Source organism: Pantoea sp. EKM103V, assembly GCF_011800365.1.
Taxonomy (GTDB): Bacteria; Pseudomonadota; Gammaproteobacteria; order Enterobacterales; family Enterobacteriaceae; genus Pantoea; species Pantoea anthophila.
Genome location: NZ_JAALFQ010000001.1, coordinates 269,771 through 281,990 on the forward strand (window position 1 = coordinate 269,771; position 12,220 = coordinate 281,990).

Annotated in this window: 9 protein-coding genes and 5 tRNA genes; 3 read left to right on the forward strand and 11 right to left on the reverse strand. The window is 53.9% G+C overall.

Annotated features, from left to right (window positions below; translation table 11 throughout):
* The 10 genes from HFD97_RS01380 to nagB form a co-directional block, all read right to left on the reverse strand.
* Positions 1 to 77 (reverse strand) — tRNA-Met (locus HFD97_RS01380).
* A gap of 22 nt (positions 78 to 99) precedes the next feature.
* Positions 100 to 174 (reverse strand) — tRNA-Gln (locus HFD97_RS01385).
* Positions 175 to 208: 34 nt separating this feature from the next.
* Positions 209 to 283, reverse strand: a tRNA-Gln gene (locus HFD97_RS01390).
* 22 nt (positions 284 to 305) lie between these two features.
* Positions 306 to 390: transfer RNA gene (locus HFD97_RS01395), tRNA-Leu, on the reverse strand.
* Positions 391 to 399: 9 nt separating this feature from the next.
* A tRNA-Met gene (locus tag HFD97_RS01400) sits at positions 400 to 476 on the reverse strand.
* 218 nt (positions 477 to 694) lie between these two features.
* Positions 695 to 2,362: an asparagine synthase B gene (gene asnB / locus HFD97_RS01405; RefSeq protein WP_009091468.1), complete on the reverse strand. Its 1,668-nt coding sequence runs from the start codon at positions 2,360 to 2,362 to the stop codon at positions 695 to 697.
* A gap of 308 nt (positions 2,363 to 2,670) precedes the next feature.
* Positions 2,671 to 3,423 carry an HAD-IIA family hydrolase gene (locus tag HFD97_RS01410; RefSeq protein WP_009091467.1) on the reverse strand — a complete coding sequence of 251 codons (753 nt, stop codon included), beginning with the start codon at positions 3,421 to 3,423 and terminating at the stop codon, positions 2,671 to 2,673.
* Positions 3,424 to 3,462: 39 nt separating this feature from the next.
* On the reverse strand, positions 3,463 to 4,683 hold the full coding sequence (locus HFD97_RS01415; RefSeq protein ID WP_046101417.1) for an N-acetylglucosamine repressor: 1,221 nt from the start codon (positions 4,681 to 4,683) through the stop codon (positions 3,463 to 3,465).
* Positions 4,684 to 4,690: 7 nt separating this feature from the next.
* Positions 4,691 to 5,839 carry an N-acetylglucosamine-6-phosphate deacetylase gene (nagA, locus tag HFD97_RS01420; RefSeq protein WP_058956312.1) on the reverse strand — a complete coding sequence of 383 codons (1,149 nt, stop codon included), beginning with the start codon at positions 5,837 to 5,839 and terminating at the stop codon, positions 4,691 to 4,693.
* Positions 5,840 to 5,901: 62 nt separating this feature from the next.
* The gene (gene nagB, locus HFD97_RS01425; RefSeq protein ID WP_009091462.1) at positions 5,902 to 6,702 is read right to left on the reverse strand and encodes a glucosamine-6-phosphate deaminase; all 801 of its coding nucleotides are present in this window, start codon (positions 6,700 to 6,702) and stop codon (positions 5,902 to 5,904) included.
* 326 nt (positions 6,703 to 7,028) lie between these two features.
* Between nagB and nagE the strand changes: the two genes are divergently transcribed.
* From nagE to HFD97_RS01440, 3 genes are all read left to right on the forward strand, one after another.
* The gene (nagE, locus tag HFD97_RS01430) at positions 7,029 to 9,059 is read left to right on the forward strand and encodes an N-acetylglucosamine-specific PTS transporter subunit IIBC (RefSeq protein ID WP_167431128.1); all 2,031 of its coding nucleotides are present in this window, start codon (positions 7,029 to 7,031) and stop codon (positions 9,057 to 9,059) included.
* Between the two features lie 152 nt (positions 9,060 to 9,211).
* The gene (glnS, locus tag HFD97_RS01435) at positions 9,212 to 10,879 is read left to right on the forward strand and encodes a glutamine--tRNA ligase (protein WP_009091458.1); all 1,668 of its coding nucleotides are present in this window, start codon (positions 9,212 to 9,214) and stop codon (positions 10,877 to 10,879) included.
* A 234-nt stretch (positions 10,880 to 11,113) separates the two neighbouring features.
* Positions 11,114 to 11,509: a hypothetical protein gene (locus tag HFD97_RS01440; RefSeq protein WP_009091456.1), complete on the forward strand. Its 396-nt coding sequence runs from the start codon at positions 11,114 to 11,116 to the stop codon at positions 11,507 to 11,509.
* A gap of 68 nt (positions 11,510 to 11,577) precedes the next feature.
* On the opposite strand, the gene fur is transcribed toward HFD97_RS01440, so the two are convergent.
* Positions 11,578 to 12,021, reverse strand: coding sequence for a ferric iron uptake transcriptional regulator (gene fur, locus HFD97_RS01445; protein ID WP_009091454.1), 444 nt, complete (start codon positions 12,019 to 12,021; stop codon positions 11,578 to 11,580).
* Positions 12,022 to 12,220: the final 199 nt, after the last annotated feature.

Sequence of the window (12,220 nt, forward strand, 5' to 3'; positions counted from 1 at the left end):
TGGTGGCTACGACGGGAATCGAACCTGTGACCCCAGCATTATGAGTGCTGTGCTCTAACCAGCTGAGCTACGTAGCCAAATTGTACTGCATTTTAATGATGGCTGGGATACCTGGATTCGAACCAGGGAATGCCGGTATCAAAAACCGGTGCCTTACCGCTTGGCGATATCCCATTCGTCCGTTCTCAGCATCGAGAATCATCAAAATTGGCTGGGATACCTGGATTCGAACCAGGGAATGCCGGTATCAAAAACCGGTGCCTTACCGCTTGGCGATATCCCATCCACGCTGCCGAATAATGAAATGGTGCGGGAGGCGAGACTTGAACTCGCACACCTTGCGGCGCCAGAACCTAAATCTGGTGCGTCTACCAATTTCGCCACTCCCGCAAAAAAAGATGGTGGCTACGACGGGAATCGAACCTGTGACCCCAGCATTATGAGTGCTGTGCTCTAACCAGCTGAGCTACGTAGCCATCTTTTTTTCGCGTTACCTTCATCGGCGTTGCGGGGCGCATTATGCGGAGTTGACCTGACAGCGTCAACAATTTTTTTACCGATTTTTGCCTGGTTATGGCTGTTTGCGTGGCTTATAACCAGCATGGCGGTTTATTCGGCAATTTTTCAGTGAATACAACGCTAATCGTCAAAAAAATGGGCCGCAGCGGGCCCATTCTGACCGTGCTCAATCGGCTTATTGATAGGCTGACTGATGCACACCAACGGCACGACCTGATGGATCGTTCATGTTTTTAAACGCCTCGTCCCACTCGATCGCTTTGGCTGACGAACAGGCTACTGATGGACCGCCTGGCACACACTCCGCGGCGCTGGCCAGCGGGAACAGCTCTTCAAAGATCTCACGGTAGAGATAGGCTTCCTTCGACCCCGGCGTGTTGTGCGGGAAGCGGAAGTGAGCGGTTGCCAGCTGCTGGTCGCTGATTTGCTTCGCAGCCACCTCTTTCAGCGAGTCAATCCAGCTGTAACCGACGCCATCTGAGAACTGCTCTTTCTGACGCCACGCCACGCTTTCCGGCAGGTAGGAGGAGAAACATTCACGCAGAATGTGCTTCTCCATTTTGCCGTTGCTGCCACACATTTTATCTTCCGGGTTGATACGCATCGCCACATCCAGGAATTTTTTATCCAGGAACGGCACGCGGGCCTCAACGCCCCAGGCGGACATCGCTTTGTTGGCGCGGGCACAGTCGAACATATGCAGCGCCTGCAGTTTACGCACGTTTTCTTCGTGGAACTCTTTAGCGTTGGGGGCTTTATGGAAGTAGAGATAGCCGCCGAACACTTCATCTGCGCCTTCGCCTGACAGCACCATCTTGATGCCCATTGCCTTGATTTTACGCGACATTAAGTACATTGGCGTGGAGGCACGGATGGTGGTGACGTCATAGGTTTCAATGTGATAAATCACATCGCGAATCGCATCCAGACCTTCCTGCACGGTGAAATGAATCTCATGGTGCACGGTGCCCAGATGTTCCGCCACGGCTTTCGCCGCTTTCAGATCGGGTGAGCCTTCCAGCCCGACAGCAAAGGAGTGAAGCTGTGGCCACCACGCATCACTTTTATCCTGGTCTTCAACACGCTTTGCCGCAAAACGTTTGGTCACGGCGGAAATGATGGAGGAGTCCAGGCCGCCCGACAGCAGCACACCATAAGGCACATCTGACATCAGGTGACTTTTCACAGACTCTTCCAGCGCATGCTTCAGGCCGGCCGCATCGGTGGTGTTGTGCTCAACGTTTTTATATTCCATCCAGTCACGCTGCCAGTAACGACGGATTTCGCCATCGGTGCTGGAGAGGTAGCTTCCCGGCGGAAACTCTTTAATCGAACGGCAGACCGGTACCAGCGCTTTCATTTCTGACGCGACATAGAGGTTGCCATGCTCATCGTTACCCATATAGAGCGGGATAATCCCGATATGGTCACGGCCAATCAGATACGTGTTTTTGACGCTGTCGTAGAGGATAAAGGCGAACATGCCTTCCAGGTCATCAAGGAAGTCGACCCCTTTCTCCTGATAGAGCGCCAGAATCACTTCACAGTCAGAACCGGTCTGAAACGCATAGCGATCGCTGAGTTCCGCGCGCAGCGCCTGATGGTTATAAATTTCGCCGTTGACTGCCAGGACATGGGTGTGGTCGGCGTTGTACAGCGGCTGTGCGCCGTTGTTAACGTCAACAATTGAGAGACGTTCATGCGCCAGGATGGCATGGTCATCGGCGTAAACGCCTGACCAGTCCGGGCCGCGATGACGCATTAAGCGTGAACATTCCAGCGCCTTTTTGCGCAGCTCAACAGGATCGCTTTTCAGATCCAGCACACCAAAAATTGAACACATAACTGACTCCTGAGCTCACCTTACGGCGATGTTATCTTTTAGGTTTGTCCGGCAGCCTGACGCTGCGTGATAGATAAGAAAATGCGCTATTTGGTGCCGTCAATGCAAGAGGAATCGTGATTTACTGATAAAAATATTGATCACATGACGATAAAATTGAATAAACGATAATTTAATGGCTGTTTTGTTGTTGGATCTGCAATGAAATGCATTTTTTGAGCAAAAATCAGGCGGCAAACAGGGGGTAAAAGCGGAGAAAAAGGGGAGACGCATCACAATTCAGCCCGATGCGTCATAAGCAAACTGAATCAGAACAGGTCAATATCGGCAACAGAGGGATAGATCCAGTCCGGGCGGAAGGGCATCGCGTCAATATCGCTCAGGGTGGAAACGCCAGAGAGCACCAGCACCGTCTCCAGACCCGCCTGAAAACCGGCCAGAATATCGGTGCGCAGGTTATCGCCGACGATGACCGTCTCTTCGGAGTGAGCCTGCATTTTGTTCAGCGCGGCACGCATGATGTAAGGGCTTGGTTTGCCCACAACAAAGGGGCTGCGGCCGGATATCTTCTCAATCCCCGCACAGAGTGCGCCACAGGCGGGAATAAACCCACGCGCATGGGTATCGGGATTGGTGGCAATAAAGCGAGCGCCGTTGGCAACAAAGAAGGCCGCTTTATGCATCATGTCCCAGTTAAAGGAGCGTGTCTCTCCGACAATCACAAAGTCGGGATTCACATCGGTAATGGTAAAGCCTGCTTTGTAGAGTTCATGAATCAGCGCCCCCTCACCAATCACATACGCCTTTTTGCCCTCCTGACGGCGCAGGAAGTCCGCGGTGGCCATTGCCGAGGTGTAGAAGACGGAATCGGGCACCTCAACGCCTGCTGAGGCAAAACGGTTAGCCAGATCCTGCTCAGTCTGCGAAGGGTAGTTGGTCAGCACCACCAGCGGCATCTCTTTGGCCAGAATGCGCTGCAGAAATTCCTGTGCGCCGGGAACGGCCGTGTTGTCGTGCATCAGCACGCCATCGATATCACAAATTACGCTTTTTATGGTCATAGTCAGATCCGGTGTGGCCCGCCACAGCAGCGGGTGAGCTTAATCTTCCAGAAGGTGTTGCAGCAGAATGCCGTTAAGCATGGCACGTTTAGCCAGCGCAAAGGCACCAATCGCAGAACGATGATCCAGTGTCGAACGAACAACCGGCAGATGCTTACGGAAGGCCTCTAATGCCTGGGTATTGATGCAGCCCTCAATCGCGGGCAGCAGCACTTTTTCTGCTTCGGTAATCTCTCCCGCCAGCACCACTTTTTGTGGATTAAACAGGTTGATGGCGATGGCAATCGCCTTGCCGAGATAGCGCCCCACATGCTCGATCACTTCACAGGCCAGGGCATCACCCTGATTCGCCGCTTTGCAGATGTGGGGCATCTGGCACGCCTCCAGCGTCAGCACACTGGGGTAGCCCTGATTCAGCAGGTGACGCACACGGTTTTCAATGGCGCCATTGGCGGCAATGGTTTCCAGGCAGCCAAAGTTACCGCAGTGGCAGCGTTCGCCTAACGGATCGACCTGAATGTGGCCGATCTCGCCGACGTTACCGTTACTGCCGAGAAAAATATGGCCGTTGGCGATAATGCCGGCACCGGTCCCCCGGTGTAACCGCACCAGAATTGAGTCAGCACAGTCGCGGCTTGCACCGAAGTAGTGCTCGGCCAGCGCCAGACTGCGGATATCGTGACCCACAAAACTGGTGACGTTAAAGCGTTTCTTCAGGCTGGCGACCAGCGGCCAGTGGCTGACAGCGATGTGCGGCATATAGCGAATCACGCCGTTAATCGGGTCGACCAGGCCGGGCAGGATCACGGAAATGGCGATCAGCTCGCGGATTTTACGCTGGTGCTGCTCAATGAAGCCGCTGATGGCATTAAACAGCGCATGCTCCAGCGTCTCCTGGGTGCGTTCCGGCAGCGCATAATCCTCCTGCGCCAGCGATTTGCCGCTGAGGTCAAACAGCGTAAGGGTGGCATCGTGACGGCCGAGCCGGACGCCGATGGTCTGGAAGTGGCGGGTTTCAGTGATAATCGAGATAGCGCGGCGACCACCGGTAGACGCCTGCTGGTCTACCTCTTTGATCAGGCCGCGCTCAATCAACTGGCGGGTAATTTTCGTGACGCTGGCGGGGGCGAGCTGGCTGAGTTCGGCAATCTGAATGCGCGATATCGGCCCCTGTTGATCAATCAGCCGGTAAACCGCTGCGCTATTAAGTTGCTTAACAAGATCGACATTTCCTATTTGTGACTGGCCGCCAGTGGTCATTCAGTGCTTACTCGCTCAGGACGTCGTCTCCGTTGACAAACGTCTTAATGATTTTAAAGTCGCGCGTAAACACAGTCAGGTTCGCGATTTTTCCTGCTTCGATCGAGCCTAACTGTTTTTCCACGCCCATCGCCCGTGCCGGGTAGAGTGATGCCATGCGCAATGCTTCGTCCAGTGCGATACCCACATGCTCGACGCTGTTCCGTACCGCTTCAATCATCGTCAGGGCTGAACCACTGAGTGTGCCGTTTTCGTCAACACAGAGCCCGTCACGATAATAGATTGTTTTGCCAGCAAAAATAAACTCACTGATTGCCGCGCCCGCCGGTGCGGTGGCATCCGTTACCAGCACCAGCTTGTCGCCTTTTATGCGTTTAGCATTGCGCACGTTAGCGTAATGTACATGTAAACCATCCGCAATAATGCCGCAGTATACATCAGGCGAATCAAACAGCGCACCGATAAGCCCCGGTTCACGACCGGCAAAGGCGGGCATCGCGTTGTAGAGGTGTGTCGCAAAACTCACACCAGCAGAGAAGCCCGCTTTCGCCTCTTCATACGTTGCACTGGAGTGACCGGCAGACACAATGATCCCGGCGTCAGTCAGCTGCCGAATCACCTCGCGACCGGCATTCTCCGGCGCCAGCGTCACTTTGGTGATGACATCGGCGTTGTCACACAGATACTGCACCATCGCCGCATCCGGCAGGCGAATCAGCGCCGGATCGTGGGTGCCTTTCTTCGCCTTGCTGAGCCACGGGCCTTCCAGATGCAGACCCAGCGCCTGATGCTGATGCTTCTGCAGATAGGCGCGCATGGTTTCGATGGCCCGCTTCATCAGGGCATCGCTGCTGGTGATCAGCGTCGGTAAAAAGCTGGTGCAGCCCGATTTCTCATTGGCGCGCTGCATGATCTCCAGCGTTTCAACGCTGAGCGCATCAATGTCGTCATTAAACTGCACGCCACCACAGCCGTTAAGCTGGAGATCGATAAAGCCTGGCGCAATGATGGCACCCGCCACATCCCGCAATTCAACATCCGCCGCAACCGCTTCACGGGGGCAGACGTGCGCAATCTGCGTCCCGTCAACCACGACCGCGTAGTTATCCAGAATCTCATGACCGCTGTAGATGCGACCGTTGACTAATGCGTACATCTCTCTTCTCCCGTCCTGGCCTGCTGTCACGCAGCGTAACAGCAGGGCATGACAATGTTCTGTTACACGCCTTTCATATTTTCCGCTTCCATTTCGCGGAAATATTTCACGGTTTTCACTTTCAGTTCCATGGTGGCCGGCTCATCACACACCACCACCGATTTTGCGTGCAGCTGCAGGCAGCTGATGGTCCACATATGGTTGACGTTGCCTTCAACCGCCGCCTGCAGGGCCTGCGCTTTAACATGGCCGGTAACCAGAATCATCACTTCCTCTGCATCCAGCAGCGTGCCGACGCCGACCGTCAGCGCGTATTTAGGCACCTGGTCAACGTCGCCGTTGAAGAAGCGAGAGTTCGCTACGCGGGTATCATGGGTCAGGGTTTTAATGCGGGTTCGCGAAGCCAGCGACGAAGCCGGTTCGTTAAAGGCGATATGGCCGTCGTTTCCGACACCCCCCATAAACAGGTGAATTTTACCCAGCGCGCGAATTTTCTCTTCGTACTGACGACATTCTGCGTCAATATCGGGTGCATTACCATTCAGCAGGTTGATATTTTCCGGTTGAATATCAACGTGATCGAAGAAATTACGATACATGAAGCTGTGATAGCTCTCCGGATGCTCTTTTGGCAGGCCCACATATTCATCCATATTGAACGTCACAACATGCTTAAAACTGACCTGGCCCGCTTTGTGCATATCAATCAGGTGTTTGTATGCCTCCAGTGGCGTGCCGCCGGTAGGCAGACCCAGGACGAAAGGTTTTTCCGCCGTCGGGTTAAACGCGTTGATGCGGTTAACAATATGTCGGGCGGCCCATTTGCCGACCTGGGTTGGCGTCGCTAAAGGAATCAGTCTCATGTTTCACCTCATTTGAAATGGAAAGGGGATCGCTGAACCGTTGCGTAAATCATCAGCCTGAACAGATTTTCTATTCTCGCCACGGCCGGAGCGCAATTCAATATTTCGGATCATAAAATAAGTTTGCATTCATAGCCAGATGTTGCAGTGTGACCCGATGTTTTTTAGTGATAAAAGTCACATATGTCGGGGTTTTAATTTGCGAGGCGAATTAATTTGTCATTACACTTCGCTGCGTGACATGCAGTGTATTCACAATCTTTGCAGCTGACATAACAACATTAAGCGGCGCAAAGCGACAAGTCAGGCTCATAGGGGGAAGGTCCATGTTAAGTTATTTACAGAAGGTAGGGCGGGCACTGATGGTGCCGGTTGCCACCCTGCCAGCGGCAGCGATACTTATGGGGGTAGGGTACTACCTCGATCCCGTCAGCTGGGGTGCAGATAACGCGCTGGCAGCGTTGCTGATTAAGTCCGGTGCGGCGATTATTGAGCACATGTCAGTCCTGTTTGCGATCGGTATCGCCTACGGCATGTCGAAAGATAAAGATGGCGCGGCGGCCCTCACCGGCTTTGTCGGCTTCCTGGTGGTCACCACGCTCTGCTCACCAGCCGCTGTCTCAATGATTCAGAAAATTCCTTTGGCTCAGGTGCCTGCTGCCTTTGGCAAAATCGAAAACCAGTTTGTCGGCATTCTGGTCGGTATTCTCTCGGCAGAAGTCTATAACCGCTTCAGCCACGTCGAACTGCCTAAGGCGCTCTCTTTCTTCAGCGGACGCCGGCTGGTGCCGATTCTCGTTTCGTTCCTGATGATCTTCGTCGCCTTTATCCTGATGTATATCTGGCCGGTGGTGTTCAATGGTCTGGTAGGCTTTGGCGAGCATATCCAGAAGCTTGGCTCGGTCGGAGCCGGTATTTACGCCTTCTTTAACCGTCTGCTGATCCCGGTCGGTCTGCATCACGCGCTGAACTCCGTGTTCTGGTTCGATGTGGCCGGAATTAATGACATTCCTAAATTCCTCGGCGGTGCACAGTCACTGGCGGATGGGTCGGCCACCGTGGGCATTACCGGTCGCTATCAGGCGGGCTTCTTCCCGATCATGATGTTTGGTCTGCCTGGTGCTGCGCTGGCTATCTATCACTGCGCGCGTCCTGAGAATCGCGTCAAAGTGGGCAGTATCATGCTGGCCGCTGCGTTTGCCGCCTTCTTTACCGGTATCACCGAACCGCTGGAGTTCTCCTTCATGTTCGTGGCACCGGTGCTTTATCTGATCCACGCCGTACTGACCGGTATTTCTGTCTTCATCGCCGCCAGCATGCACTGGATCGCCGGATTTGGTTTCAGCGCCGGGCTGGTGGATATGGTGCTGTCGACCCGTAACCCGCTGGCGACCCACTGGTACATGCTGATCCCGCAGGGGCTGGTGTTCTTTGCTATCTATTACGTGGTCTTCCGCTTCACCATCAAAAAATTCAATCTGATGACCCCTGGCCGCGAGCTGGCGGTGGCCGGTGATGAAAGCGATGGGTATGACGTCAACGTGGACAACAGCGATAACGGCGAAAGCGCCACGGAATCCCTGGCACGTCGCTACATCGGTGCGGTCGGTGGCTCCGCTAACCTGACCAGCATTGACGCCTGCATCACCCGTCTGCGTCTGAACGTGAACGATTCGGCTCAGGTCAACGAGAGCGTGGCGAAGCGTCTGGGCGCGTCCGGCGTTATCCGTCTGAATAAACAGAGCGTGCAGATCATTGTCGGCACCCAGGCCGAAGGCATCGCCTCCGCCATGAAAAAAGTGCTGGCCAAAGGCCCGGTCGCTGCTGCTGCTTCCGGTACGACGCCAGCGGCAGAGCCGGAGGTTAAACCGCAGGCCGTGCTGAACAGCGAGAAGCGCGTTATTGCGACGCTGCTGGCACCGGTAACGGGAGAGGTCGTGGCACTGGATGCGGTTCCGGATGAAGCCTTTGCCAGCAAAGCGGTAGGCGACGGGCTGGCCATCAAACCCAGCGACAAATGGGTTGTGGCACCGATTGCCGGAACGCTGGTGAAAATCTTCAATACCAATCATGCGTTCTGTCTGGAAACCGACAACGGTGTCGAGATCGTGGTTCACATGGGACTCGATACCGTTGCGCTGGACGGAAAAGGCTTCACCCGGCTGGCGGAAGAGGGAGCCAGCGTGGTAGCCGGTCAGCCGGTGCTGGAGATGGATCTTGAATTCCTGAACGCAAATGCCCGCTCGATGGTGAGTCCGGTGGTGGTCAGTAACAGTGAAGATTTCGCGGGTCTGACACTCCTGGCCCACGGTCCGGTCGTCGCAGGTGAAACCCCGCTGTATGAAGTGAAAGGCTAATCCCCGCAACAGAACCCCACAGGCAGGAAGCGATTCCTGCCTTTTTTGTTTTAAAGGCTTAACAAACGGTTGTTTCCCTCAGACGCTTTGTGGATCATACTCCGTTACTTCGTGGTACAAATCACCCGTTATTCGTATTGAGGATTTTTGAGATGAGTGAGGCTGAAGCCCGCCCAACTAACTTTATTCGTCAGATCATTGACGAAGATTTGGCGAGCGGTAAGCACAGCAGCGTGCATACCCGTTTTCCGCCGGAGCCCAATGGCTATCTGCACATTGGTCATGCGAAATCGATCTGTCTGAATTTTGGCATCGCCCAGGATTATCAGGGGCAATGCAACCTGCGTTTCGACGATACCAATCCGGTTAAAGAGGATATGGAATTCGTTGAATCCATCAAGCGTGACGTCCAGTGGCTGGGTTTTGAGTGGAGCGGTGAAGTCTGCTACTCATCAGACTATTTCGATCAGCTCTACAACTATGCCGTTGAGCTGATTACCAAAGGGCTGGCTTACGTTGATGAGCTGAGCCCGGATCAGATTCGCGAATATCGTGGCACCCTGAAAGAGCCGGGCAAAAACAGCCCGTATCGCGATCGCAGCGTGGAAGAGAACCTTGCGCTGTTTGAAAAGATGCGAAACGGTGGCTTTGCGGAAGGCACAGCCTGTCTGCGCGCCAAAATCGATATGGCTTCGAACTTCATCGTTATGCGCGATCCGGTGCTTTACCGCATCAAGTTTGCAGAACATCACCAGACCGGCAACAAGTGGTGCATCTACCCGATGTATGACTTTACCCACTGCATTTCCGATGCGCTGGAAGGCATTACGCACTCGCTCTGTACGCTGGAGTTCCAGGACAACCGCCGTCTTTATGACTGGGTGCTGGACAACATCACGATTCCGGTTCATCCGCGCCAGTATGAGTTCTCGCGCCTGAATCTGGAGTATGCGGTGATGTCAAAACGCAAACTCACTCAGCTGGTGACCGAGAAGCACGTAGAAGGGTGGGACGATCCACGCATGCTGACCGTTTCAGGTCTGCGCCGTCGTGGTTACACCGCGGCTTCTATCCGTGAGTTCTGCCGTCGTATTGGCGTGACCAAGCAGGATAACATCGTCGAGATGGCGTCACTGGAATCCTGCATCCGTGATGATCTGAACGAAAATGCGCCACGCGCGATGGCAGTACTCGATCCCCTGAAAGTGGTGATCGAAAACCTGCCCGCCGGTCACAACGAGGTCATCACCATGCCTAACCATCCGGGTAAACCGGAAATGGGCACGCGTGAAGTGCCGTTCAGCCGTGAGATCTGGATTGACCGTGCAGATTTCCGCGAAGAGGCGAACAAACAATATAAACGTCTGGTTCTGGGCAAAGAAGTCCGTCTGCGCAATGCCTATGTGATCCGTGCAGAGCGGGTAGCCAAAGATGAAGCGGGCAACATTACCTGCATCTACTGCACCAGTGATGTGGATACCCTGAGCAAAGATCCGGCCGATGGCCGCAAGGTGAAGGGGGTGATTCACTGGGTGTCTGCGGATCATGCGCAGCCTGCCGAGTTCCGCCTCTATGACCGACTGTTCAGCGTGCCGAATCCGGCCGCGGCTGAAGATTTCCTGGCGGTGATCAACCCTGATTCACTGAGCATCAAAAATGGTTTCGTCGAACCGAGCCTGCGCGATGTGGAAGCAGCCACCCCGTTCCAGTTTGAGCGTGAGGGCTATTTCTGCGCCGACAGCGTTTACTCTAAACCGACGCAGCTGGTGTTTAACCGCACCGTGGGGCTTCGTGACACCTGGGCTAAAACGGGCGAATAATCGTTTAGGGCTGACCTCATAAAATGACAAAAGGGCGATTAATCGCCCTTTTTTATTGCCCCTGTATTGAGAATTGCCGACGTTTATTCTGGCTTAACGCAAATCCTGCTCAGACTGCCTTGTGAGAGAAATCTGAGTTTAAAAAAATTAATCAATTTCAGGATGTGAATTGTCCGCTTTCAGGTAGGCTATGCGCTCTAAGAGGTAGCAAAGCGGGTTATATAAGGAAAAAAAATGCCAGTCCTCGCTCAGGAAGCCAAACACAGTGTCGTCGTTTTACATCAGCTCATTGAACGTATTTTTAATCAGCCTGCCGGATCGGATGACAGCTTTGAGCTGATGATGTCCTTTTTCCATCCTGACTTCCGCATGGTGACGCCAAAAGGTAAAGAGTACGATCTTAATGCGGTCGAAGAGCTGTTCCGACAGCTGCAGGGGCAGCGGGAAGGGATGCGAATTGCGACCTGTGAGCACGTCATACTCTCTCATCATGAAAATGAGATCACCGTGCAGTATCGTGAAATGCAGATGCTGAATGGCAATAACCAGAGCCGTATTTCGCTGGCGATTCTGGATTGCAGCAGCTCGAATCCACGCTGGCGTTATCTGCAGGAGACGCTGGTGGCCTGAGGGTTCAGCAGAGCACAGACGAAAAAAAACCGGTCTCGTAACCGGTTTTTTTATTTCCGCCCGCCAGATTACTGGTCGTGCAGGGTCTCATCTTCGCGGCAGTCGCCCAGCGTACAGTGTCCGTACAGATAGAGGCTGTGGTTGGTCAGCTTGATGCCGTGGCGGGTCGCGATTTCACGCTGACGCGTTTCGATGGATTCATCGCTGAACTCAATAACCTTGCCGCAGTCCAGGCAGATCAGGTGATCGTGGTGATGCTGCTGCGTCAGTTCGAAAACGGATTTGCCGCCTTCAAAGTTGTGACGGGTCACAATACCGGCGTCGTCGAACTGGTTCAGCACGCGGTAAACGGTGGCCAGGCCAATCTCTTCGCCGATGTCGATCAGGCGTTTATACAAATCTTCCGCGCTGACGTGATGGCACTCAGGTTCCTGAAGCACTTCCAGAATTTTCAGTCTGGGCAGTGTCACTTTCAGGCCAGCCTTCTTTAATGCGGTGTTGTTGTCAGTCATGCGGATTTTGTCCTGTTACTAATATTCACTTTTGTGGCTTGTCGCCTTGAATGTCGATCTGTGCTCATTCGCATTTGCGTCTCATTATAGAGCTCAGGGGATGAAATGAAAACCTGAGGGCCGTGAATCATCATGGGCGATGGGGGAAGCTTCACCGGGCCGGGGAGGATTCTGGCAGAGGTCTTTCAGCACATCACTG

Excerpts from the sequence above, each read along its gene's own strand:
- asnB (WP_009091468.1), bottom strand. The coding sequence starts at position 2,362 with ATGTGTTCAATTTTTGGTGTGCTGGATCTGAAAAGCGATCCTGTTGAG.
- HFD97_RS01410 (WP_009091467.1), bottom strand. The coding sequence starts at position 3,423 with ATGACCATAAAAAGCGTAATTTGTGATATCGATGGCGTGCTGATGCAC.
- HFD97_RS01415 (WP_046101417.1), bottom strand. The coding sequence starts at position 4,683 with ATGACCACTGGCGGCCAGTCACAAATAGGAAATGTCGATCTTGTTAAG.
- nagA (WP_058956312.1), bottom strand. The coding sequence starts at position 5,839 with ATGTACGCATTAGTCAACGGTCGCATCTACAGCGGTCATGAGATTCTG.
- nagB (WP_009091462.1), bottom strand. The coding sequence starts at position 6,702 with ATGAGACTGATTCCTTTAGCGACGCCAACCCAGGTCGGCAAATGGGCC.
- nagE (WP_167431128.1), top strand. The coding sequence starts at position 7,029 with ATGTTAAGTTATTTACAGAAGGTAGGGCGGGCACTGATGGTGCCGGTT.
- glnS (WP_009091458.1), top strand. The coding sequence starts at position 9,212 with ATGAGTGAGGCTGAAGCCCGCCCAACTAACTTTATTCGTCAGATCATT.
- HFD97_RS01440 (WP_009091456.1), top strand. The coding sequence starts at position 11,114 with ATGCCAGTCCTCGCTCAGGAAGCCAAACACAGTGTCGTCGTTTTACAT.
- fur (WP_009091454.1), bottom strand. The coding sequence starts at position 12,021 with ATGACTGACAACAACACCGCATTAAAGAAGGCTGGCCTGAAAGTGACA.